The sequence below is a fragment of the Stenotrophomonas sp. Steno-C18 genome (assembly GCF_056393195.1).
In genome coordinates this window covers 221,875-244,649 of sequence record NZ_JBWJOX010000005.1, presented here as the reverse complement: position 1 = coordinate 244,649, position 22,775 = coordinate 221,875, and the positions used below count along the sequence as shown (strand labels likewise).

General features: G+C 65.9%; 17 protein-coding genes, 2 tRNA genes and 1 pseudogene. 14 read left to right on the top strand and 6 right to left on the bottom strand.

What is annotated here, in order from left to right; translation table 11 throughout:
* The first annotated feature begins 920 nt into the window (after positions 1-920).
* Positions 921-2,537, top strand: a complete 1,617-nt coding sequence (locus AC06FE_RS12515; protein WP_478073196.1) for a TIGR04141 family sporadically distributed protein — start codon at positions 921-923, stop codon at positions 2,535-2,537.
* Between the two features lie 1,119 nt (positions 2,538-3,656).
* Here AC06FE_RS12515 and AC06FE_RS12510 read toward each other — a convergent pair.
* Complete coding sequence (locus AC06FE_RS12510) at positions 3,657-3,998, bottom strand: hypothetical protein (RefSeq protein WP_478073195.1); 342 nt, start codon at positions 3,996-3,998, stop codon at positions 3,657-3,659.
* Between the two features lie 84 nt (positions 3,999-4,082).
* Positions 4,083-4,517: a hypothetical protein gene (locus AC06FE_RS12505; RefSeq protein WP_478073194.1), complete on the bottom strand. Its 435-nt coding sequence runs from the start codon at positions 4,515-4,517 to the stop codon at positions 4,083-4,085.
* A 258-nt stretch (positions 4,518-4,775) separates the two neighbouring features.
* Here AC06FE_RS12505 and AC06FE_RS12500 point away from each other — a divergent pair, with 258 nt between their 5' ends.
* Positions 4,776-5,021, top strand: a complete 246-nt coding sequence (locus AC06FE_RS12500; RefSeq protein ID WP_323437934.1) for an XRE family transcriptional regulator — start codon at positions 4,776-4,778, stop codon at positions 5,019-5,021.
* Between the two features lie 16 nt (positions 5,022-5,037).
* Here the strand turns inward: AC06FE_RS12500 and AC06FE_RS12495 are convergent, their stop codons facing one another.
* Entirely contained in the window at positions 5,038-6,255 is a 1,218-nt protein-coding gene (locus AC06FE_RS12495; RefSeq protein WP_478073193.1) for a tyrosine-type recombinase/integrase, read from the bottom strand.
* A 117-nt stretch (positions 6,256-6,372) separates the two neighbouring features.
* Between AC06FE_RS12495 and AC06FE_RS12490 the strand changes: the two are divergent.
* From AC06FE_RS12490 to AC06FE_RS12480, 3 genes and pseudogenes are all read left to right on the top strand, one after another.
* Positions 6,373-6,522 (top strand): annotated as a pseudogene (locus AC06FE_RS12490) (ribonuclease D); the annotation flags it as partial.
* A gap of 93 nt (positions 6,523-6,615) precedes the next feature.
* A tRNA-Ala gene (locus tag AC06FE_RS12485) sits at positions 6,616-6,691 on the top strand.
* Between the two features lie 232 nt (positions 6,692-6,923).
* A tRNA-Phe gene (locus AC06FE_RS12480) sits at positions 6,924-6,999 on the top strand.
* Between the two features lie 260 nt (positions 7,000-7,259).
* On the opposite strand, the gene rnd is transcribed toward AC06FE_RS12480, so the two are convergent.
* Positions 7,260-8,342, bottom strand: a complete 1,083-nt coding sequence (rnd, locus tag AC06FE_RS12475; RefSeq protein WP_478073192.1) for a ribonuclease D — start codon at positions 8,340-8,342, stop codon at positions 7,260-7,262.
* 224 nt (positions 8,343-8,566) lie between these two features.
* Here rnd and AC06FE_RS12470 point away from each other — a divergent pair, with 224 nt between their 5' ends.
* The 3 genes from AC06FE_RS12470 (at position 8,567) to AC06FE_RS12460 (ending at position 12,602) form a co-directional block, all read left to right on the top strand.
* Positions 8,567-10,354 carry an SUMF1/EgtB/PvdO family nonheme iron enzyme gene (locus tag AC06FE_RS12470; protein ID WP_478073259.1) on the top strand — a complete coding sequence of 596 codons (1,788 nt, stop codon included), beginning with the start codon at positions 8,567-8,569 and terminating at the stop codon, positions 10,352-10,354.
* 66 nt (positions 10,355-10,420) lie between these two features.
* Positions 10,421-11,329, top strand: a complete 909-nt coding sequence (locus AC06FE_RS12465) for a M48 family metallopeptidase (protein WP_192286098.1) — start codon at positions 10,421-10,423, stop codon at positions 11,327-11,329.
* 70 nt (positions 11,330-11,399) lie between these two features.
* On the top strand, positions 11,400-12,602 hold the full coding sequence (locus tag AC06FE_RS12460; protein WP_478073191.1) for a virulence factor family protein: 1,203 nt from the start codon (positions 11,400-11,402) through the stop codon (positions 12,600-12,602).
* Between the two features lie 90 nt (positions 12,603-12,692).
* On the opposite strand, the gene xseA is transcribed toward AC06FE_RS12460, so the two are convergent.
* On the bottom strand, positions 12,693-14,033 hold the full coding sequence (gene xseA, locus AC06FE_RS12455; RefSeq protein WP_478073190.1) for an exodeoxyribonuclease VII large subunit: 1,341 nt from the start codon (positions 14,031-14,033) through the stop codon (positions 12,693-12,695).
* A gap of 58 nt (positions 14,034-14,091) precedes the next feature.
* A complete protein-coding gene (gene queG / locus AC06FE_RS12450) occupies positions 14,092-15,177 on the bottom strand; it encodes a tRNA epoxyqueuosine(34) reductase QueG (RefSeq protein WP_478073189.1) in 1,086 nt (361 codons plus the stop codon).
* 23 nt (positions 15,178-15,200) lie between these two features.
* On the opposite strand from queG, the gene AC06FE_RS12445 reads away from it, so the two are divergent.
* The 6 genes from AC06FE_RS12445 to AC06FE_RS12420 all read left to right on the top strand — a co-directional run bounded on the left by AC06FE_RS12445 (position 15,201) and on the right by AC06FE_RS12420 (position 22,698).
* Positions 15,201-16,673 (top strand): NAD(P)H-hydrate dehydratase, encoded by a 1,473-nt coding sequence (locus AC06FE_RS12445; RefSeq protein ID WP_478073188.1) that lies wholly within the window; start codon positions 15,201-15,203, stop codon positions 16,671-16,673.
* 8 nt (positions 16,674-16,681) lie between these two features.
* Positions 16,682-17,161, top strand: a complete 480-nt coding sequence (tsaE, locus tag AC06FE_RS12440) for a tRNA (adenosine(37)-N6)-threonylcarbamoyltransferase complex ATPase subunit type 1 TsaE (protein WP_478073187.1) — start codon at positions 16,682-16,684, stop codon at positions 17,159-17,161.
* An 80-nt stretch (positions 17,162-17,241) separates the two neighbouring features.
* Positions 17,242-18,804 carry an N-acetylmuramoyl-L-alanine amidase gene (locus tag AC06FE_RS12435; protein ID WP_478073186.1) on the top strand — a complete coding sequence of 521 codons (1,563 nt, stop codon included), beginning with the start codon at positions 17,242-17,244 and terminating at the stop codon, positions 18,802-18,804.
* A gap of 140 nt (positions 18,805-18,944) precedes the next feature.
* Positions 18,945-20,810, top strand: a complete 1,866-nt coding sequence (gene mutL / locus AC06FE_RS12430; protein ID WP_313254613.1) for a DNA mismatch repair endonuclease MutL — start codon at positions 18,945-18,947, stop codon at positions 20,808-20,810.
* Positions 20,810-21,748: a DUF1684 domain-containing protein gene (locus tag AC06FE_RS12425; RefSeq protein ID WP_478073185.1), complete on the top strand. Its 939-nt coding sequence runs from the start codon at positions 20,810-20,812 to the stop codon at positions 21,746-21,748. The genes mutL and AC06FE_RS12425 overlap by 1 nt, the downstream gene beginning before the upstream one ends.
* A complete protein-coding gene (locus AC06FE_RS12420) occupies positions 21,745-22,698 on the top strand; it encodes a TraB/GumN family protein (RefSeq protein WP_478073184.1) in 954 nt (317 codons plus the stop codon). The genes AC06FE_RS12425 and AC06FE_RS12420 overlap by 4 nt, the downstream gene beginning before the upstream one ends.
* Positions 22,699-22,775: the final 77 nt, after the last annotated feature.

The window sequence follows — 22,775 nt, the reverse complement described above, 5'->3', positions numbered from 1 at the left end:
CATTCGCCGCAATGAAGCCCGCCGACATCCCGTCGCCTCCTGACTGACCATGCGTCTCTGATTTCGGCCAAACTTCGATCACGGAGGTCCCCACCACCATTTGACGCCGCATCCTTGGGCATGAATGGAGTGTAACCATAATTTTCGTGGGGTGCATGGTGCGATGCGGCACGCTGGTGACGACATTTGCGGTGCGGGTTGCTTGATACGGAAGCGCCGTGTTGTCTGGACTTCAGGTTGAGGAGCTCTGGGCTTGTGCCGGTGGATTGTGGGAGCGGGAAATTTCGCCGTAGGTACAAAGCCAAACCCATGCCAGCACTTCATACATGGCGACAGATCCGCACCGTTGCAGGAATCTACCAAGCCACCGCCGCCTGCATGCCGCACATTACGCCGTTCGCGCATGCGTTTGACTTGCGTTTTGCATGAGTAGTTGGCGCTGCGCGAGCGGGCTCATGTTTGGATCCGATGCGGGTTGTGTCATCGATTTCGTATTCGCAGTGCTTTCCATGTGATATCTGAAGTAAAGCGCTGTGCTCGCGAGCAAAGCTGCATGCAGCATGCAACGACGGATCGAGTCGATTGCACTGGTCGCGCATGGTGTTGGGCTCGACTTCATTACGGGTACGTTGGTTTAGATCCAGAGTGTCATCGACGCATGCAGTGGCGACGTATGTGTAACGCATCATGACGAAATCACTTCATGGTTAGACTGTAAAAAGCGGAGATGCCAAGAGCTTTGCTGTGGCTGGTGATTGCGTGGCGATCGTAAGAGTCATTGCTGTTGGTGTGCTAGTTTCCTTCGAAGATAAACTGCGCTTCTGTCGGGGTGCCGGTGCGTTCCTTGTTTGATATGCTCCGCCCGTGTGGCAGCCTGCATCACTGGGCTGTCGATAGGGTCTGGAACAGGGGAATGTAGAATGGCGAAGGGATACCGCCGGCTGAACGTTTTTATGGCTAAGCCGTTGATCGATGGACAGACATTTGCGAACTTACTCGCTAACGTCCCAGTGGACATGTATCCAACAGCACCCGTTGTAGGTATCGATGGCGCGCTGTACGTGAAGCGAAGTACGGAGAAGAGGCCAACTTGGGGCAGAGTTCTCGATGAGGCGGCGGGACTCGATGTGCCTGGCTTGGCGAACCGTTCTAGTTCGGCGGTGCTCTTGGTTCGAGTTGATGGTGATGTCTTCGCTTTCACCTTTGGATACGGCCGGTACCTGCTGGAGCAATCGCTATTCGTGCAGGACTTTGGGCTGCGCACTGCACTGAATACGCTCGACGAAAAGTCGCTGCGTAGCGTCGACTTGCATACCCTCGAGGATCAGCCGGTCCAGAAGAAGTCGCAGGCCGCTCGTGACTCGGAGGTGAGCGTTTTTGGCATTGACATCCTGCGTGACGTGCTCCGTGCTGTGACGGGCGTCCCCAAGCAGGGTATTGACCTCGAACATATATCTGGAGGTGACGCCGCGTTCTCGTTCGGTATCGAAATGGAGGTTGCAGATCTTCCTGGACTGGCGCGCCGAATCAAAGGCTACTATGCCAATGAAGATTACAAAAAATCATTTTCATGGGTAGACAATGTTCGCAAGATCAAGGACGAAGCATTGATTGATCAGCTGAACTTGGAGTTGGTCGAAGCTGTCACCAGGCATGATCCTGACCTTATGATCACACTGCCGGAGATTGGTGCGTGGGACGAGATCTTGGGATTTAGCTTTACGCGTGGCAAGGGTAGTGTACGTCCCGTCATCGATGCCGCAGACTACATCGACAACATCCATGATCTCGGCGCTCTAACTGTCGATGGACTCAAGCGGGACAAGCTGTTTGTTCATGACGTTGATGGCGAGATCACCGAGCACTCGGTGTATCGTTGCATCTACTTCGAGATCATCGATGGCGATAAAACAAAAATCGTCTTTGATGGGAAATGGTACGAGGTCGACGGTTCATTTATCGGGCGAATCACCGAGACTTTGAAGTCGATTCCGGTGTCGGCTCTTCCATTTCCAGCAGTGGAGGTTTGGGAAGAGGGTGGGAAGGAAAAAATTGAGTCGGAGGGTGACTACAACAGTCGTGCAGCCGAAGCGCATGGCTATTTCCTGATGGACAAACAGTTGGTTAAGACCAATCGCACCACTTCAGCTATTGAGCTTTGCGATCTTCTGACGCCAGCCAAACAGCTGGTCCATGTGAAGCATCGCAAGGGCGGCTCAGCCGGACTTAGCCACCTCTTTGCTCAGGGAGGCGTCGCTGCCGAGATCATGCTTGGCGACAAGGAGTTTCGGAAGAAGGCGCGGACCGTGTTGCGTAGAGTAGATGCTGCTGCTGGTGACCTTGTACCCTTGGGTAACATCAAGAGCGCGGACTATGAAATTGTGTTTTTGATTCTCGGCGAAGACAGTGCAACGCTGAAGCAGAACCTGCCATTCTTCAGCAAGGTGAACTTGTCGAAGACGTTTGAGAACCTCAGTCAACGTGGGTTCCGGATTTCGGTAGCTGGTGTCGCTACTACGCCGCGTCTGATTGTTTGACCAGGAGCATCCCTTCATCCGATTGCTCGGCGCTGGGAAGCAAAAAGCCCAAGGCGGTGACCTCGGGCTCTAGGGCTGACGTATCGATGTATACCGTTACCGCCTTAGCTCTTGCTTCTAAGCTGTTGCTCTGTCCTTGAAACTTCTCTTCCAGGAGGTAAACCACCCCCATCCCCGCATAGAGCAGGGTTGGGGCAGCCTACTGGAAGGGAAGCAACTTCTCTTTCAGATACTCGACCGTTGCGACACTAATCTGTAGCCATGTTCCGTCTGATCGTCAGGCAACGGTACTGGCATCACCGACACGGCTGTCGCGACCCCATGACAGGGAACCGCACCGTTCACTCCTAGGTCGGAAATCTTCTGGAGCATGCTGATCTGATCAGCTGAAACGCCATCCCGAACGTAGGTGTCCCGGTAAAGATGGCGAGTGGAGGCGCAGTTGCGCTTCGTATTTGCGATTATCAGCTATTGTTGCGAATATGTCAATAATGGATTCGTTTTGGCTCGGTTGTTCTGATGTTGAGGATTTCGGGGGCTGGGGCCATTCAAAGCTCTGGACTTTGCTTGTATGGAGTTGCCCATCCCGGCACTCCACTTCGCCTGCAACGGATAGCGATTCCGGCGTCCCATCTAGGACTTCGATCTTGGATGCGGATCGTCCGCGTTCACGCGCTGCGGGAACGCATCGCACCAAAGCTCGCTAGTGCGCATGTGGGGCGCCCCGTGTCGCATCGCTAGTGTGAGCAGTGAAGCTGCAGGCGAAGCGCCACGAGCTGTACAGCCAGTCTGGCGCGCGTTGAAAAGCGACGGCGTGCGCGATTGCAATCAGCGCCGTCAGCACATGCATGCAATGCCGAATCAGCTGTGTTTGAGCGCGGGAAAACGCACATCGTACTGCAACGCGCCAGCGCGCCTGTGGGGCGCGATTCGATGCGAGGTTGTGCGATTGCGTGTAACGATGGACGAAGCATCATGAGCGTTACAGGCGCTCTGGCGTGCATCCAGATCCGAAGATATGAATTGTGCGAATCAATCCATCAGAACCAGCTCACCCAGCAACGCGAAAGGCGCGCTGACATCGCTGCCAACGCGCCCTTTGTTGTCACGGTTTGACGATCAGCGCGGACGAATACCAAAGCCCAGCATCACCGCACCGGCGACGGTGAACTTCTGTCCCAACGCAAGGGCATGGGCGTTCGCGACGCTGCTGTAGCCATTGGCACTTGGGTTGATCAGAAAGTACAACCCCACGCATAGCGCGATCACGCCCAACCCGATGCATGCTTCGGCTGAGCCCCTGCTCGGATTCGAGGTTGCTTCACCTTGCAGCTTGGCAACTACTTCCTTTGGCAGCTTGGCGTAGCACTTCGGGCAATTCGGCATCGCCCGATTGGAAGGAATCGCGGTTCCACATGCGCTGCACTGATACGGATTGCCGCCGCTGGTGATATCGGTCATTGATATTCCCCCTTGTTATGTGGTGTTTGGTTTTGGCGATGCCGCCGGCCCAGTCTGAGCGGCGGTGCGAAGGGGTAGCGCAGATCAGAAGGCCGTCGGCGTGATCTGAATGATTCCGTCGTTGGTTACACCTACGCGAACCTTGGTTTGAACGCCAGTTTCGATCGTTACCGACGTTTCCCGGCGCTGCTTGTCCTCATTCCCCCACGAGCACACGCCCTTGCCGGTTGGTTCTGCGCTGATGATTCGGTTGCCGGCTGGGATCGCTAATGTGGCGTTTTCGCCTCTGTGTATATGAGCAGTGACTTTCCCATCGACCGAGAAAGCGAACGGACACGCGCCCATCATCGCCCCTGCATCCCGGGCGACTATTAGTGTGCCGGTCATCGGGTCGTTGCCGGCTGGTTGGTAGGCAAAGATCCGATCTGCGGGTACCGGTTGTGACGCGACAGAGGCGACCGGCTTTGTGGAACACCCCGAAAGCGTTGCGATGGCAAAAAACAACATCAAGCGTTTCATACGTCCCCCTATGGATTGGTGTGGAGCGGTTGAGGTCAGTTGCACGGCCGGCCCTTGCGGGCTGCTATTTACCGTGCAAGGCTATATACCGTCACAGTAATGTATTCTACTGCTGAGGTATATGGGTCATGCTCTTTGAGGTTCAGTCACCGTTGCCTGCTTGTGTCCTTGCCCGAAGCAATCCCTGCCATCTTTGCCAAGCGTCTGAGAGAAGCTCGCGATCTACGAGGGCTGTCTCAGCGCGCGCTGGGAGGTATCGTGGATAAGGACAGCGACAAGAATCGTGGGGCGGTGCGCATCAACCGGTACGAGCGCGGCGTCAACCAAGCGGACATGACCAAAGCGGCAGAGCTGGCCCAAGCGCTCGATGTCCCGTTGGCATTCTTGTTCGCGGAGGACGACGACCTGGCTGCTGCGATTCTTGCGTTTGCCAAGCTGCCTGCGGAGCAACGTGCTCGTATGCGAGCGGAGTTGGAGCGTTTGGCGGGCCAGCAGGGTTCGTAATCACTGCGGACAAGCATCACGCAGCCAACTTCGTAACGGCTGCTGCCAGCGTGTCGGGTGCCAGATGGGCGTACCGCAGCGTCATCGTGATGTCAGCATGGCCCAGCAGTTCCCGCACAGTGTTCAGGTCCACACCCGCCCGAATCAGTCGCGACGCAAAGTGATGGCGCAGGTCGTGGAACCGGAATTGCTCGATGCGGGCATCAGCCAACAGCTTCGTCCAGCCGGTTTTTACGTCGTTGACGTTGAACACCCGTCCGATGCGTTCACCGCCAGTCCGGATCGACCAGCGTTGCAGCACGTCCAGCGCTTCGACGTTTAGCGGGATATGGCGCTGACGCCCTGATTTGGCGTTCTCGGCCCGGATCGTGAGCATCTTGGCTTCCAGATCGACATCACCCCATGTCATCGAAAGTAGTTCGCCCCGTCGCATGCCGGTGTTCATCGCCAGCAGAACGACTGGCGTCAGGTGATCGCCATAGGTATCGGCTGGGATATCGGGGTACAAGGCTTCCTGCCGTAGCGCGCGCCAAAGGTTGCCTGAAACCCGGGCCGCAATCATGTGGCGATCTCGAGCAGCCATCACGGTGCGCAGGCGGGATTCTTCGTCCGCTGACAGGTATCGAACGACCTTGCGGGACTGCCCACCTTTGATGCGCATCCCCAGTAGCGGGTTGCGAGGGATCAGCCCCCAGCTGACCGCTTTGGACAGCGCAGCCCGCAGACACGCTAGATCGCGTGCCGCAGTCGAACGAGTGGGCGGAGACCGGGTCTTGCCGGTGGGGGTCGTCAAGCGCTGTTGCAGCCACTGGTCGGCCCAGGCCGCGTCGAAGCCGGTCAGCGGGTCGTCCAGATGTTCAGCGAAGACCTGCTCCAGCCGGTCGGCGTACATGTGGCCACGCTTGAGTTCCAGCGTCGCCCAAGCCCGATACCGCTGATCGATGAAGTCTCGCAGCGCAGGGGCGTGGGACTTGCCCTGCCCGATCCGGGGCAAGCCTGATTGCAGGTACTCGGCGATGGCGTGGGTAGCTTGGGCGCGGGCCAGATCAAGCGGGATCGCAGTCGTCGGCCCGATGGTGCGCCGCTTCCCATGCGCCCACGAGACGATCCACGCTTTGTGGCCTGATGGCTGCACGCGCAAGATCAGTCCCCGCACCTGGGCGTCCCGGATCTCATAGGGACGCTCCCGGGGCTGATAGGTCTCGACCTGGCGCTTGGTCAGCTGGACACGCATTGAACCGGCTTCCGTAAGTTGGCTTACCGGCAAGGTAGGACACGGCCAGGATCGGAGGCTGGATGCGGATCGTCCGTATTGCGGCCGAAGGGGCGGCAAGCGCCGCCTGAGCAGCTCACCGCGGAGCTGGGCCTGCCCGACGGCCTGCTTGCCTCGCGCAAGCATCTGGAATCGCTGCTGGAAAGCGGCACCTGGCCGAGCGCACTGGCCGGCTGGCGCCAGCAGCAGCTCGAACCGCTGCTGCGCCCATTGCTGCCGACCCACTGACCGCCAGCACGGCGGAGCTGCCCGTCCACTTGACATCCCATGCCGTGCTATTGGCGAATCCGCTTTCAGCGCGCTAGAATCGGTGCACCGCGTGGGGCGGTAGCTCAGCTGGGAGAGCGTCGCGTTCGCAATGCGAAGGTCGGGAGTTCGATCCTCCTCCGCTCCACCAATGATTCGACGAAGGGCCGCATCGGAAGATGCGGCTCTTTTCGTTTGGGCCATGCATGGAGGCGACGCGGGTGTCTTGGGACGGCTGCAGGAAGCGTGCGGACCTTGCCGGATCGGTCATTTCGCGGCGATTTCAGCGGATGTGAAAATTTTTGTGAAAAGCGCTTGCCGAATCCGAAACACATGCGTAATATTCGCGTCCTCGCCGGCGGCAACGCCAACGAGAACAAAGTGGCCGAGTAGCTCAGTTGGTAGAGCAGGGGATTGAAAATCCCCGTGTCGGCGGTTCGATTCCGTCCTCGGCCACCAAGAATTTCAAGGGCTCGCAGCAATGCGAGCTCTTTTTTTGTTCCTGGAATCTGCACCGTTTCTGCACCACGTTCCAACGTGAGCGAGCGCTGGCGTTGCCAGCATGCGTTGTGCGCCCACGGGGCGCCCGCAAGCGTCGTGCCTGGAGCGTCTGGCGCCCATGTTCTTCGATCACTTCCTGCGCATCGCGCGGCGTGCACGCAGCACGCAAGAAAAAGCCCGCCTTGCGGCGGGCGTGTCGCAGGTGGCGTGCGGCGCGCTTAGTTGCCGGGCAACAGGGCGCGCAGCGGGGCTTCCAGTTCCTGCTGTCGCCAGCCGGCCAATGCGCTGGGCCAGTGGCCGCTCTCCAGCAGGGCTTCCAGATGCTTGCGCGAGGCGAGGAAGCCTTCGGGCAGCTCCAGCTCGGTGGTGCGCTTGCTCACTGCATCCTGCAGCTTCTTCAGCGCGGACTTGTTGCCGTCGGTGGCGGGCAGGGCGAGCGGTGCCTCGGCCTCGTCGGCCAGCGGGGTGCTCAGTGCCTGCCACAGCGGCTGCGCGAGCTTGCGCGGTGCCTTGGGAAAGCGGCCGAACAGCTTGAGCATGGCGTCGTAGTCGGCCGGCGGCGTGCGCGCGAGCAGGTTAGCCAGCTCGTTGTCCAGGATCCAGCTGCGCGGCTTGTCGCTGTGGCGTGCCTGCTGGTCGCGCCAGCGCAGCAGGCGCAGCAGGCGCCGTTGCGCATCGGCCTCGAGGAACTGCGAGGAGCGCATCGACAGGTGCGGCCAGTGCTCGCCTTCGTCGCGCTCGACGCTGGCCAGCAGGCGTTCGCCATCATCCAGCAGCCACTGCATGCGGCCCTTGGCCTGCAGGCGCTCGCTGATGGCGTCGTGCAGGGCGAACAGGTATTCCACGTCGTCGGCGGCGTACTCCAGCTGGGCGTCGCTGAGAGGGCGCTTGAGCCAGTCCGAACGCGTCTCGCCCTTGGGCAGGGTGGTACCGGTGATCTCGGCCACCAGCTTCTGATAGCCCATGCCGCCACCAATGCCCGCCAGCGCGGCACCGATCTGGGTGTCGAACAACGGGCGCGGCAGGGCGTCGCAGGCACACTTGAAGGCCACCAGGTCTTCGCTGGCGCTGTGCATGATCTTGGTGATCGAGGTATCGGTCAGCCACGGTTTGAGTGCTTCGCACATGCCGGGGACCAGCGGGTCGATCAGCAGTACTTCGTCACCGACCGCCATCTGTACCAGGGCCAGTTGCGGCCAATAGGTGCGCTCGCGGATGAACTCGGTGTCCAGTCCAATCCGGGTCGGGCGGCGCTGGTAGCGCTCGTCCAGTTCCGATGGGTGTTTGATCCAATAAGCCACGTGGGTTCCGTCTAACTGCAGGGTTTGCTCAGGGAGGCGAGAATAGCCTAACGTCGGGCCGGCCCCGACGGGGCAGGCAGGCTATTGGAGGCGCTTTGCGTAGTTTTGGCCACATCTGGACCCTGGTGTTGCTGCTGCCGCTGGCAGTGAGCGGCTGTGGCGATCCGCCCCCGGCTGCACCGGCGACGCCCGCCGACGGGCAGGGCAAGTCGCTGGCCGGGCGCGTGGTCGAGCGCCTGGAGGCCCGCGCGGCGGCCCGCCAGCGGGATGCCGAGGCCGCCACGCCGGACCCGGTACCGCAGGTGGAGGACACCGCGTTGCCGCGCTGGCAGGCGCCCGATGTCGTGCTGGCACCGGAACAATTGGCCCAGGCCCGCAAGGACGCCGACAAGGCCCTGGCGGAGGACCGGCTGTTCCGTGAGGCCGGCGATGCGATTCCCCTGTACCTGGCCATCCTGGCCCAGAAGCCGGGTGACCGTGCCGCGCAGCGTGGGCTGGACAAGGCCCGGCAGCGCCTGCGGGCACTGGCCAACGCGCGCATGGCGCAGACCGAGGGACAGCGCCTGGCCCTGGCCGAGGCGGCGATGCTGGTCAGCGTGGCGGTGGCCCTGGCACCGGAAGGCAAGGCCGAGCAGGCCTTGCAGGAACGCATCGCCACCGCCCGGCGCCTGCTGGCGTTGAACCGGGCCGGGGAACAGGCGCTGCGCCAGGGGCAGTTCGGTGAGGACGGAGGGGGCGCGCAGGCGGCGTTCCGTGAAGTGCTGGCCGCCGATCCGGACAACAGCCGCGCCCGGCAGGGACTGGCGGCCGTGGAGAGCGGGCTGATCCGCCGTGCCGAGCGGGCCGCGGCGCTGGATTCGGATTTCGCCGCCGCCCAGCGCTGGTTGGGCAAGGCTGGCACCGTGCGCGGGGAGGGCCCGACCCTGATCGACGCGCGGGCCCGCATCGAAGCCATCCGCACCGCCCAGCTGGATGCCCTGCGCAATGCCGGCTTGCGTGACCTCACCTCCTCCAAAGGCCTGAAGGACGCCCGCAACAAGCTGGCCCAGGCCGAACGCATCGCCTTGCCCGGCGATGCCACCGTGGAACTGCTGCGCGCGCGCATCGAGCTGGTCACCCACTACGGCAGCTTCCGCCCGCGGCAGGTGTTCAGTGATGCCTTGCAGGATGGCGGGCGCGGGCCGCAGATGGTGGTGGTCCCGCATGGCACCTTCCTGATGGGCGCGACCCAGGAGGAGATCGGTGGCCGTGATGCCGAGCGGCCGCAGCATGAGGTGCGCTTCGAGCGGGGCTTCGCCATGTCGATCACCGAAGTGACCGTGGCCGACTTCCGTCGCTTCGTCGAGGCCACCCATGCGCGCCCGCGTGCGACCCGGCGTGGCCATTCGGTGGTCTACGACGAGCGCAGCGGCAACTTCATCCGCCGCAGTGGCGTGGATTGGCAATCGGATTACAATGGCGTCAGGGCCGCGCCGAACAGCCCGGTCATGCATGTCAGCGTGCGCGATGCCGAGGCCTACGCGGCATGGCTGAGCGAGCAGACCGGCCGCTACTACCGCCTGCCCAGTGAGTCGGAATTCGAGTACGCCCTGCGTGCCGGCAACCAGGGGCGCTACCCGTGGGGGAAGGCGGCAATCCCGCCGCCGAACACCGGCAACTTCACCGGCAGCCTGGACGTCTCGCCCAGTGGGCGGCACTGGAACAATGCCTTCATCGGGTATGGCGATGGTTTCTGGGGCACGGCGCCGGTTGGCATGTACAACGCCAACGCCTGGGGGCTGCACGACATGGCCGGCAACCTCAGCGAATGGGTGGCCGACTGCTGGCATGCCAGCTATCGGCGCGCCCCGGCCGACGGCGCGGCCTGGTACAACCCCGGCTGCCGGCAGCGGGTGATCCGCGGTGGCAACTGGGCCAACGCACCGGAGCAGACCCGGGCGGCGTGGCGGCAGTCGCAGGACTCCGACGTGACCTCGGCGCGGATCGGCTTCCGCCTGGTGCGCGGGATTTGACCTTGCCCATGCACGCCGGCGCGCTAACATCGGCTCCGGCCACCCCGGACCAGACGGAACCCCACCATGCGACAAGATCCCTTCGGCAATCAGAGCGCGGGCGGCCAGGGCCGTCGTGGCGGTGGGCTGTTCGGCAACCTGCGCTGGGTGATCCTGCTGGGTTTCGCCATCTATGGCGGCTGTTATTACTTCGGCAACCGTTCGGTTGATCCCTACACCGGCGAGAAGGTGCTGATCGACAGCTCGCTCAACGCCGAGGAAGAGAAGGCGATGGGCCTGCAGGCCTACCAGGAGATCCTGTCCCAGGAGCGGCCGGTGGCCCCCGATTCGCAGATCTCCCAGCAGGTGCGGGAAATCGCGCGCCGCCTGATCGCCAAGGTGGACGTGGTCGAGACCGCGCTGGCCCGCGAGCATGGCCTGGAGCCGCAGCATTTCGCCCGTGATTTCGACTGGGAGGTCAACGTCATCCAGTCCGACGAGGCCAATGCGTTCTGCCTGCCCGGCGGCAAGATGGCGGTGTACACCGGGCTGATCCCGGTGGCGCAGAATGCCGACGCGGTGGCGGTCGTGATGGGTCACGAAATCGCCCATGCGCTGCTGCGCCATGGTGCGCAGCGCATGGCCCAGCAGAAGCTGACCCAGATCGGGCAGATGGCCGGCGCGGCGGGCGGCCTGGACGCGCAGCAACAGCAGATGATGATGTCGGCCATGGGCTACGGTTATCTGCTGCCGTATGCGCGCTCGCATGAAACCCAGGCCGACGAAGTGGGCCTGATGCTGGCCGCCGCGGCTTGCTTCAATCCCGAGGAAGCGGTGCCGCTGTGGGAGCGCATGAGCGCCAACAGCGGTGGCCAGTCGCCGCCGGAGTTCTCGTCGACGCATCCCAACCCCGGCACCCGCATCCAGAACCTGCAGGCGCTGATGCCCAAGGCAATGCAGTACCGGCAGCAGTTCTGCACCGAAGCGGCAAGGTAGGCGGTCCACCCCGCGACCGGGCCACCGGCACATGCGGGGTGTTTTTCCCTTTGGTTGATGGCGGTGGCCGATGCAGGGCCTTGTCGTACGCGTCGTGACGGCGCTGCTGTGCGTGGTGATGGCCAGTGCATGCAGCCGGAGCAACCACCGTGCATCGGTCAACGCCGGTCGGTACGGTGACGTGCAAGTGGTGGCGCCGCAGGGCGAGCCACGCGGTGTGGTGATCTATTTCGCCGAGGGCGCGCAATCGTCCGCCCGGGAACGGCCATTGCTCACCTCGCTGGCGCAGGGTGGTGCATGGGTGGCGGTGGTGGATTCGACGGCGTACCGGCAGCGTCTGGGTGGCGCGCCATCGACCTGCAGGAACATGGCCGACGATGCGGCGTTGTTGATCCAGAAGCTGCTCAAGCAGGCACGGGCGCAGCAGTTCTTCCTGCCGTTGTTGGTCGCGCAGGGCAGGGAGGCCGCGTTGGCCCGCGCAACCGCCGCCGGTGCCGCGGCGGGCGAGTTCGCCGGGGTGCTGGTGACACCGGGCGCTCCGGAACCCCGGCCCTGCACCGGCGGTGGGGATGCCGTCGCGGTCGAGCCGGTGCCGGCCGAGGCGTTGGTTTCCCGCGCACTGGAGACGATGGCGCGCCCGGACGGCACGCAGCGGCTTCCCCTGATCGAGATGCCGGTCGCCGGCAGCCGTCGCCTGGCAGTGGTGCTCTCCGGCGATGGGGGCTGGCGTGACCTGGACAAGGGCATTGCCCGCGAGCTCAACCAGCAAGGCATTTCCGTGCTGGGTTGGAACAGCCTGAAGTACTTCTGGGCCGAGCGCAGCCAGCAGCAACTGGGTGCCGATCTGGGCCAGGCCCTGCAGACCTACCGGCAGCGTTGGGGGGCAGACGACGTCGCGTTGATCGGTTACTCGTTCGGTGCCGATGTATTGCCGTTCGCTTACCCGCAGCTACCGGCCGATCAGCAGCAGTCGGTGCGTTTCATGTCGTTGCTGGGCCTGTCCCATGGGGCCGCGTTCGAGGTCCGGGTAGGTGGCTGGCTGGGGTGGGGGCGTTCGCGCGAGACGCCCGTGTTGCCCGCACTGGAGCAACTGCACGCGATGCCGCTGCAGTGCATCTACGGCACCGATGAGAAGGACAGCCTGTGCCGCGACCTGCGCGGCAAGCCTTTCATCCAGACGGTGGAGCGGCCGGGTGGGCACCATTTCGACCGTGACCCGGTGGCGTTGACCAATATCGTGCTGCAGGCCTGGGACGCAGCCCCGCAGCGATAGGAGCGGCCTTGGCCGCGAAGCCGATGGCCTCCGGGATTGCAGTAGCCGGCGTTGGCGGAAGGATTCCCGGCTTCGCGCCTGAAGGCGCTCCTACGGCTCGGAGGTTTCCACGCGGACCTGCAGGGTGCCTTCGGCCAGGCGGGCCTGCAGGCGATCACCGGGTTGTGCCTGCGCGCTGGAACGCACCAGGGCGCCGTCGTCGGCGCGGGTCAGGATCGAGTAACCACGGGCGACGGTCGCCAATGGGCTCACCGCCTCCAGTGAACGGGCGATGCCACGCAGGCGCAATGCATCGGCTTGCAACTGGCGGTTGATGGCGGTCTGTGCGCGTGGCGCCAGGGCTGCCAGCCGTTCCTTCAATGCCGCCAGCCGACGCTGCGGCTGGGCGCCGCGCAGCACGGCGGCCGCATGCGCCAACTGTGCCCGGCGACGCTCCTGCTTCTGTCGCCAATGCGCCTGCAGCCGCGCAAAGGCAGCCTCCTGCCGATGCCGCAGCAACGCCAGCCGTGCCTGCGGGCCCTGGGCCTGCAGGCGCAACGCGGCGCGATCGGCGCGCTGCATGGCCTGGCTCAGGGTGTGCACCTGCAACTGGCTCAGCCGCTGCGCGAGCCGGCGCAGGCGCAATGCCAGGTCGCGCTGGTCGGGTACCAGCAGCTCGGCGGCGACCGACGGCGTGGGCGCGCGCAGGTCGGCGGCGAAATCGGACAGGCTGAAGTCGGTCTCGTGGCCCACCGCAGAGACCACCGGGGTGGTGCTGGCGGCGATGGCGCGGGCCAACCGTTCGTCGTTGAAGGCCCACAGGTCTTCCAGTGAACCGCCGCCGCGGGTCAGCAGGATCACGTCGTAGCGGCCGCTGGCATCGGCCTGGCGCAACAGCGAGGTGATCTGCGCGGCGGCAGTTTCGCCTTGCACCAGCGAGGGCAGCAGGTCCACTTCCAGCAGCGGGAAACGCCGGCCAAGCACGCTCAGTACGTCGCGCACGGCGGCACCGGAAGGCGAGGTGATCACCGCCAGGCGGCGCACGTGCGCCGGCAGCGGGCGCTTGCGCCCGGCATCGAACAGGCCCTCGGCTTCCAGGCGTGCCTTCAGCTCCTCGTAGGCACGGCGCAGCGCGCCTTCGCCGGCTTCCTCCATGTGGTCGAGGATCAACTGGTAGTCGCCGCGTGCCTCGTACAGGGTGAGCCGGCCGCGCACCAGCACGCGCATGCCTTCGCGTGGCACGAACTTGAGCCACTGGCTCTTGGGCTTGAACATCGCCGCGCGGACCTGCGCGCGGGCGTCCTTCAGGGTGAAGTACAGGTGCCCGGAGGACGGGCGGCTGACATTGCCCAGTTCGCCTTCCACCCAGACCATCGGGAAGCTGCTCTCCAGCAGGTCACGCGCCAGCGTGTTGAGCTGGGCGGGGGTCAGGACGTCGGCACTGCGGTTCATGGTTCAGCGGTTGCGGCGGTGGAGCGGGCGGCCATGGTCGCATGGAATGCCGGCGGGCTCACGCCGCCGGTGGGTCGGCGTCATGGTGGCGCTGCAGCGCCCACTGCACGTGCTCGCGGACCAGTTCGGAGGCATGGTTGCTGCGCGTTTCCAATGCCTGACGCGCACTGGGCGAGGGCGCGGCATTGCCCAATGCCACGGCGATGTTGCGCAGCCAGCGCTCGTGGCCGCTGCGGCGGATCGGGCTGCCCTCGGTGCGACGCAGGAATTCATCCTCTTCCCAGGCGAACAGTTCCGGCAGCGTGGCTGTGTCGAGGTTGTTGCGCGCGCGGAAGTCCGGCTCGTCGGTGCGCCGGGCGAACTTGTTCCAGGGGCAGACCAGTTGGCAGTCATCGCAGCCGTAGATGCGGTTGCCCATCAACGGGCGCATTTCCAGTGGAATGGCGCCGTCGTGCTCGATGGTCAGGTAGGAAATGCAGCGCCGCGCATCCAGGCGGTGCGGGGCGATGATCGCCGCGGTCGGGCAGACGTCGATGCAGCGCGTGCAGGTGCCGCAGTGCGCGGTGGCCGGCACATCCACCGGCAATGGCAGGTCGACGTAGATCTCGCCGATGAAGAACCACGAGCCGCCGTGGCGGTCGATCAGGCAGGTGTGCTTGCCGATCCAGCCCAGCCCGGCGTTGCGTGCCAGGGCGCGTTCCAGCACCGGCGCGGAGTCGACGAACACGCGGTAACCGAAGGGGCCGATCTCGGCGGCGACCCGCTCGGCAAGCTTCTGCAGGCGGTTGCGCATCAGCTTGTGGTAATCGCGGCCCAGGGCGTAGCGCGCCACGTAGGCGCGGTCGGCGTCATCAAGGGTGGCCCAGGCCTGCGCATCGTCCTTGTGGCCGTAGTCCAGCCCGACCGAGATCACCCGCACCGTGCCGGGCAGCAGTTCCTGTGGGCGCGCACGCAGGGTGCCGTGGCGGGCCATCCAGTCCATCGTCCCGTACAGGCCCTTGCCCAGCCAGTCGGCCAGGTGCGCCTCATCGTCACGCAGCTCCACGCCACTGACGCCGCAGCGCTGGAAGCCTGCTTCTCGTGCCAGTTGGCGGATGCGCAGCGACAGCTGCGCCGGGGTAGCGGCGGAAACGGCTTCGGACATGGCGCAAGTATAGAATCGGTGGCATGTCAGAGCCCGTGCAGATGTTCGATACCGCCGCCGCCCGTCGCATCGACGCGCAGGCGACCGCCGCCCTGGGCGGCGATGGCTACGTGCTGATGCAGCGCGCCGGGCAGGCCGGCTGGCACTGCGTGCTGCAGCATTGGCCACAGGCGCGGCGCATCGTGGTGGTGTGCGGGCCGGGCAACAACGGCGGCGACGGCTACGTGTTGGCGCGCTTCGCCCGCCAGTCGGGGCGCGATGTCCGCGTGCTGCACCTGGAGGACGCCGCGCCGCGTACGGCCCTGGCGCAGCGGGCCTGCACCGATTACCTGGCCGTGGGCGGGCAGGTGGAGCTGTCGATCGATTGCCTGCAGCAGGCGGATCTGGTCGTCGACGCATTGTTCGGCATCGGCCTGTCGCGCGCGCCGCAGGCCGCGGACGCGGCCTTGATCCAGGCCATCAACGAAGTGCCCGTGCCGGTGTTCGCACTGGATGTCCCCAGTGGCGTGGACGCCGTGTCCGGCGAAGTGCCGGGCGCGGCGGTGCGCGCGGCGCGCGTGCTCCAGTTCATCGTGCCGCACCGTGGCCTGCATACCGGCGCGGCGCTGGAATGCGCCGGGCAGCGGCTGCTGGCCGATCTGGACGTGCCGGCGGCGGCATTCGAAGGCGTGCCGCCTGCTGCCCTGCGGTGGGCGCGTGGCGTGCTGGCTTCGCAGTTGCCGCGTCGGCGCATCAATACCCACAAGGGCGAGTCCGGGCACGTGCTGTGCGTGGGCGGCAACCTTGGCAGCGGGGGCGCGCTGATGCTCAGTGCCGAGGCTGCACTGCGCAGTGGCGCAGGGCTGGTCAGCGTGGCTACGCAGGCAGCGCACGTGGGGCCGTTGCTGGCGCGCTGCCCCGAGGCGATGGTCCATGCCGTGACGTCGGCACCGGCGCTTGCGCCGCTGCTGGCGCGCGCCAGCGTGGTCGCCCTGGGGCCGGGGCTGGGCCAGGATGATTGGGCACAGGCGTTGTGGTCGGTCGCAGTGGATGCAGGCAAGCCGCTGGTGATCGATGCCGACGCGCTCAACCTGCTGGCGGCCGCGCCGCGCGTCGTGCCGCACGCCATCCTCACCCCGCACCCCGGCGAGGCCGCGCGCCTACTGGGCTGCGACACGGCCGGTATCCAACGGGACCGGTTTGCCGCCGCACAGGCCTTGGTCGAACGCTACGGCGCGGTGGTCGTACTGAAAGGCGCGGGCACCGTGGTGGCGGCACCCGGGCAGGTGCCGCGGGTGATTGCCGCCGGCAACCCCGGCATGGCCGTCGGCGGCATGGGCGACCTGCTGACCGGTGCGATCGCCGCATTGTGCGCGCAGGGCCTGGCGCTGTTCGATGCCGCCAGCAGCGGTGCACTGCTGCATGGGCTGGCCGGCGATGCGGCGGCGGCCGAGGGTGAGCGGGGGCTGTTGCCACGCGACCTGCTGCCGCATCTTCGGACGTTGGCCAATCCATAATGGCGGGCATGAACGAACTGTTTCTTCCCGAAGCCGACAGCACCGACCTGCTCGGCCGTGAGCTGGCCCGCACCCGTCCGTCACAGGCCGTGGTCCATCTGCAGGGTGACCTGGGCGCGGGCAAGTCCACGCTGGCGCGGGCCCTGCTGCGCGCGCTGGGCGTGCAGGGCGCGATCCGCAGCCCCACCTACACGCTGATCGAACGCTACCCGCTGGCCAACGGCGAAGCCTGGCACCTGGACCTGTACCGGATCGGCAGTGCCGGCGAACTCGATTTCCTCGGCCTGGACGAAGGGGCGGCCGATCTGTGGTTGGTCGAGTGGCCCGAACGGGGCGCCGGCGGGTTGCCACCGGTGGACCTGGTGATCGGGCTGGCCATCGACGGTAACGGCCGCCAGGCAGTGCTCCAGGCCCGCAGTAATGTCGGGTCTGACTGGCTTCTGCAACTGCGTGAAAGCCCCGACTTGCAGCCCCTTTTTACCCCCTGACCATAGGAAAGTCGGGCAGGTTGCGGATTATTAAGGGAAAACATGTTGCAATTGGGGAATTCCGGTGATTGAATCCGCCCATGACTACGGGAAACCGCCTGTTCACATCGTCTGTCGTCGCCGCTGGACTGTGTCTGGCCGCGAGCTTCTCCGCGTGGGCGGGTGAAATCCGCGGGGTCAGCCTGCACACCGGTGCCACCGGCACTCGCGCCGAGATCCAGTTGGCTGGCGGTGGCAGCTACAAGACCCTGAGCCTGGCTGGCCCGAACCGGCTGGTCATTGATTTCCCTGATTCCTCCGCGGTGCGCGGGCTGCGGCTGCCGGCCGCTGCCGGCGTGGTGACCGCCGTACGCACGGGCAGCCCGACCCCGGGCACGTTCCGCGTGGTGTTCGACCTGGCCGAATCGGTGGCAGCGTTCAAGCCGCTGATGCAGGGGCAGGGCGCCGAATCGAAGTTGTCGATCGAGTGGCCGGGTGAGGCATCGGTGACGGCGGCGGCGAGCGCACCGGCAACCGCGGCACCGACGCCGACGACTCCGCCTTCGCCCACCGCAGCCGCGCCTTCCAGTGCCGAAGCGCGTGCCGAGGCGGCCCGTGCCACCGCCGCGTTGACCGCAGCGGTCAGCCGCCAGGCCGCGACGCCACCGCCGGCACCTGCACCGGTCGCCAGCGCCCCGACCCCGGTGACCACGGCGACGGCCTCACCGGCAGCCATCCTCAATGCCCAGGCACCAGTGACGCGTGCACCGCAGGCGACGGGCCCGAACGTGGCCCAGGCGACGACGCCGGTCACGCCGGCACCGACGCCTGCCGTCGTCCCCGAAGCGCCGCGCCCGACCATGCCCAGCGATGCCGCGCGCATCCGCATGCAGCCGGGGATGCGCAATCTGGTGGTGGCCATCGATCCGGGCCACGGCGGCCAGGACCCGGGCGCGATCGGCCCGACCGGCAAGCGGGAGAAGGACGTGACGCTGGCCGTGGCGCGTGAGCTGGCCCGCCAGGTCAACAACACCCCGGGCCTGCGCGCGTTCCTGACCCGCGACACCGACGTGTTCATCCCGCTGCCGATGCGTGCCCAGCGCGCGCGCGCGGCCAAGGCCGACATCTTCATCTCGATCCACGCCGATGCCGCCGAGAACCGTTCGGCGACCGGCTCGTCGGTGTACGTGCTCTCGACCAAGGGCGCGTCCTCGCAGCGTGCCCGCTGGCTGGCGGACAAGGAAAACGCGGCCGACCTGATCGGCGGCGTCAGCCTGAGCCGCACCGAAGGGACCCTGGCCAACGTCCTGCTGGACCTGGCCCAGAGCGGCAACATGAAGGCCTCCGAGGATGCCGCCGGCCACGTGCTCGGTGGCCTCAAGCGCATCGGCAACAACCACAAGCCGAACCTGGAACGGGCCAACTTCGCGGTGCTGCGCACCTCGGACATGCCGGCCATGCTGGTGGAGACGGCGTTCATCTCCAACCCGGACGAAGAGCGCCGGCTGGTCGACCCGGCCTACCAGCGCCGCATCGCCGGCGCTGTGCTCGACGGCGTGCACACCTACTTCAGCCGGCAGCCGCCGCCGGGTACGCTGTTCGCGGCCCGTGCCCAGGCCGAGATGGAAGCCGCTGCCGGTACCGTGGCCGGCGGCAGCAAGTAAGTCGCGCCGCTGGCGTCGCCGGACACGGCGACGCGGCCGGGCTCGGCTATCATCGTGCCCATGCATGATGTCCTCCTGATTCCCTCCGTCTTCCCCCTGTCGCTACGTAGGTCATTGCCGGTACCGATGGGAGGTGCCGCATGAACAGCATTCGTCCGCTGCCCGAGATCCTGATCAACCAGATCGCTGCGGGCGAGGTGGTGGAGCGGCCCGCATCGGTGGTCAAGGAACTGGTGGAGAACGCGCTGGACGCCGGTGCCACCCGTGTGGACATCGACCTGGAAGAAGGCGGCGTGCGGCTGATCCGCATCCGCGACAACGGCGGTGGCATCGCCGCCGAACAGCTGCCGCTGGCCGTGTCGCGGCATGCCACCAGCAAGATCGCCAGCCTGGATGACCTGGAATCGGTGGCCACGCTGGGGTTCCGCGGCGAAGCCTTGCCGTCGATCGCCTCGGTCAGCCGCTTCACGCTGGCCTCGCGCCGCCCCGATGACGAGCACGGCGCTGCCCTGCAGATCGAAGGTGGCAAGCTGGGCGAGGTGGCCCCACGCGCGCATGCGCCGGGCACCACGGTGGAAGTGCGCGAGTTGTTCTACAACGTGCCGGCACGGCGCAAGTTCCTGCGGGCCGAGCGCACCGAGCTGGGGCATATCGAGGAATGGCTGCGCTCCTTGGCGCTGGCCCGTCCCGATGTCGAGTTGCGCGTCTCGCACAACGGCAAGCCCTCACGCCGATACAAGCCCGGTGACCTGTACTCCGATGCACGCCTGGGCGAAACGCTGGGCGAGGATTTCGCGCGCCAGGCGCTGCGGGTGGACCACAGCGCCGCTGGCCTGCGCCTGCATGGCTGGATCGCGCAGCCGCAGTATTCGCGCGCCAGCACCGACCAGCAGTACCTGTACGTCAACGGTCGCTCCGTGCGCGACCGCAGCATCAGCCACGCGGTGAAGATGGGGTACGGCGACGTGCTGTTCCACGGCCGCCATCCGGCCTACGTGTTGTTCCTGGAGCTGGACCCGACCCGGGTGGACGTCAACGTGCACCCGGCCAAGCATGAAGTCCGCTTCCGCGATGCACGCCTGATCCACGACTTCGTCTATCGCACGCTGAAGGATGCGTTGGCTGAAACCCGTGCCGGATTGGAACCGTCGGCGATGGGACAAACCGCCGCGCAGGAAGCGCCGGCCGGAGCGGCACCGCTCAGTAGCGGTGGCGGTTACGGCGGCGGCTACGTGTTGTCGCGCCCCGGTGGCAGCGTCGGCAGCAGTGGCAACTGGCAGGCGCGGCAGTCGCCGCTGGGCCTGCCGGTGGCCGAAGCGCCGGCCGCCTACGCGGCCTTGTACTCGGCGCCGCCGGCTGGGCAGGTGCAGGCGCCGGTCGACGCCGGTCCCGCGTTGCCGCCCACCTCCAGCGACAGTGGCGTGCCACCGTTGGGTTATGCCATCGCCCAGTTGCATGGCATCTACATCCTGGCCGAGAACGCCGAAGGCCTGATCGTCGTGGACATGCATGCCGCGCACGAACGGATCGGCTACGAACGCTTGAAGAACGCACACGATGGCATCGGCCTGCACGCCCAGCCGCTGCTGGTGCCGATCACCCTGGCGGTCGGCGAGCGCGAGGCCGACACCGCCGAGCAGGAAGCGGCGACGCTGGCGGCGCTGGGCTTCGAGATCACCCGTTCCGGTCCCGGTTCGCTGCACGTGCGCAGCATTCCGGCACTGTTGGCCAACGCCGAGCCGGAAGCCTTGCTGCGCGATGTGCTGGGCGACCTGCGCGAGCATGGGCAGAGCCGGCGCATCGCCACCGCGCGCGACGAGCTGCTGTCCACCATGGCCTGCCACGGCGCGGTGCGCGCCAACCGGCGGCTTACGATTCCGGAAATGAATGCCCTGCTGCGCGACATGGAGATCACCGAGCGCTCGGGGCAATGCAACCATGGCCGCCCGACCTGGGCGCGCTTTTCTCTGGCTGAAATTGATCGCTGGTTCCTGCGGGGGCGTTGATGAAGACTTTACGGGGCTGTGCCGTGCTGCTGGCCGCGATGGTGCTGGCCGCGTGCGGCAAGCAGGAGGCGGCCAAACCGCCGGTGGCGGTGGATGCGAACTTCGCCCATGACAACGAGCTGTGGCGCGAAAGCCGCCTCACCGAGCTGCTCGCCCCGGATGGCTGGACCAGCCTGGTCGGCCTGCACTGGCTTGAACTCAAGGCGCATTACATCGGCAGCGGCAGCACCAGCGGCATCCGCATGGCGATGGGGCCGCCACGCATGGGGCTGGTCCAGCGCGAAGGCCAGACCTTCTGGTTCACCCCCGAGCCGGGCGTCTCGCTGAAGGCCAATGGCGCGCCGATCACCGGACGCATCCCGCTGCTCAGCGACGATGCCGAGCAGCCCACCGCGATCACCTTCGACGACGACAAGGGCCTGCTGACCCTGATCCATCGCGGGCCGCGCTACGCGCTGCGGCTGAAGCATGCCGATGCGCCGGCGCGCCGGCATTTCGGCCAGCTGACCTACTGGCCGGCGGATCCGTCCTGGCGTGTCACCGCCCGCTTCGTGCCGCATGACGCCAACAAGACGTTGCCCATCGTCGACATCACCGGCCTGACCACTGACCTTCCCAACGCCGGTGCGGTCGAGTTCGAGCGCGAGGGCCGCACCTGGCGGCTGGAAGCGCTGGGTGAACCGGGGCGTCCGTTGCAGCTGATCTTCGCCGACCGCACCAACGGCCGCGGAAGTTACTCGGCCGGCCGCTTCATCGATGCCGGGGCCCCCGACGCCAAGGGCGAGGTGGTGGTCGACTTCAACCGCGCCTACAACCCGCCGTGTGCATTCACCCCATTCGCCACCTGTCCGCTGCCACCACCGGAGAACCGGCTGGACCTGCTGGTCGAGGCGGGCGAGAAGGCGTACGCCAAGCCGGCGACGGAGGCCGCACCATGAGCCACTGGATGACGCGCGCGGCCTCCGCGCTATTGGGTTTCAGCCTGTTCTGCGGTGTCGCCTACGCGGCCCGGCCGGCCGCCACGCCTGCCGCCGCGCCGGCCTATGTGCCGCCGACGCCGTTGTTGTGGAAGGTCAGTGGCGGCAAGGGCGCCGAACTGTACCTGCTGGGGTCGTTCCATCTGTTGAAGCCGGATGACTATCCCTTGTCGCCGGACGTGGACCAGGCCTTCGCTGCCTCCAGCCGCCTGTTGTTCGAACTGGCTCCGGAGGAGATGGCGTCACCGGCGCTGGCCACGCAGATGATGCAGGCCGCGATCCGTCGTGATGGTGGCCAGCTCAAGGAGGAGCTCGACGCCGAGACCTGGCGCCGCCTGCAGGCGTGGGGCGCGGGCAACAGCATGCCGGTCGAGCGCCTGGTCGGCCTCAAGCCGTGGTTCATCGGCCTGACCATCAGCCTGACCCAGATGGCGCGGCAGGGCCTGGACCCGCAGGCCGGGCTGGACCGCCACTTGATGAACCTTGCAGCCAAGGCCGGCAAGCCGGCCGCGGGCCTGGAAAGCGCGAGCTCGCAGATCAGCATGCTCGACGGCATGAATGCCGATGAGCAGCGCCAGCTGCTGCGCGAGGCGCTGGAGCAGGTGGAGAAGGGCGACCAGCAAAGCCGTCGCCTGCACGATGCGTGGCGCCGTGGTGACGACGTCACCTTGTGGCGGGACATGGCGTCGGAAATGAAGCGCACCTACCCGGGCCTGTACCAGCGCATCAACGTCGATCGCAATGACGCCTGGCTGGCACCGCTGCAGCAGCGCCTGCAGGACAGGCAGGGCACCACGCTGGTGGTGGTCGGCGCGTTGCACCTGCTCGGCAGTGACGGTGTGGTCGAGAAGCTGCGTGCCAAGGGCTACACGGTCGAGCGCATCTGCTCGGCCTGCAGGAGCCGCCCGTAAGCGGGGCAGGGGCAGGTAGCGGAATGGGGTGGCCGGGATGTGATCCCGGCATCAGTGGTGGTGGTTGCGCCGCGCCT

Coding starts and splice junctions, on each gene's coding strand:
- AC06FE_RS12515 (WP_478073196.1), top strand. CDS start 921: ATGGCGAAGGGATACCGCCGGCTGAACGTTTTTATGGCTAAGCCGTTG.
- AC06FE_RS12510 (WP_478073195.1), bottom strand. CDS start 3,998: ATGACCGATATCACCAGCGGCGGCAATCCGTATCAGTGCAGCGCATGT.
- AC06FE_RS12505 (WP_478073194.1), bottom strand. CDS start 4,517: ATGAAACGCTTGATGTTGTTTTTTGCCATCGCAACGCTTTCGGGGTGT.
- AC06FE_RS12495 (WP_478073193.1), bottom strand. CDS start 6,255: ATGCGTGTCCAGCTGACCAAGCGCCAGGTCGAGACCTATCAGCCCCGG.
- AC06FE_RS12465 (WP_192286098.1), top strand. CDS start 10,421: ATGCGACAAGATCCCTTCGGCAATCAGAGCGCGGGCGGCCAGGGCCGT.
- AC06FE_RS12460 (WP_478073191.1), top strand. CDS start 11,400: ATGCAGGGCCTTGTCGTACGCGTCGTGACGGCGCTGCTGTGCGTGGTG.
- xseA (WP_478073190.1), bottom strand. CDS start 14,033: ATGAACCGCAGTGCCGACGTCCTGACCCCCGCCCAGCTCAACACGCTG.
- queG (WP_478073189.1), bottom strand. CDS start 15,177: ATGTCCGAAGCCGTTTCCGCCGCTACCCCGGCGCAGCTGTCGCTGCGC.
- AC06FE_RS12445 (WP_478073188.1), top strand. CDS start 15,201: ATGTCAGAGCCCGTGCAGATGTTCGATACCGCCGCCGCCCGTCGCATC.
- tsaE (WP_478073187.1), top strand. CDS start 16,682: ATGAACGAACTGTTTCTTCCCGAAGCCGACAGCACCGACCTGCTCGGC.
- AC06FE_RS12435 (WP_478073186.1), top strand. CDS start 17,242: ATGACTACGGGAAACCGCCTGTTCACATCGTCTGTCGTCGCCGCTGGA.
- mutL (WP_313254613.1), top strand. CDS start 18,945: ATGAACAGCATTCGTCCGCTGCCCGAGATCCTGATCAACCAGATCGCT.
- AC06FE_RS12425 (WP_478073185.1), top strand. CDS start 20,810: ATGAAGACTTTACGGGGCTGTGCCGTGCTGCTGGCCGCGATGGTGCTG.
- AC06FE_RS12420 (WP_478073184.1), top strand. CDS start 21,745: ATGAGCCACTGGATGACGCGCGCGGCCTCCGCGCTATTGGGTTTCAGC.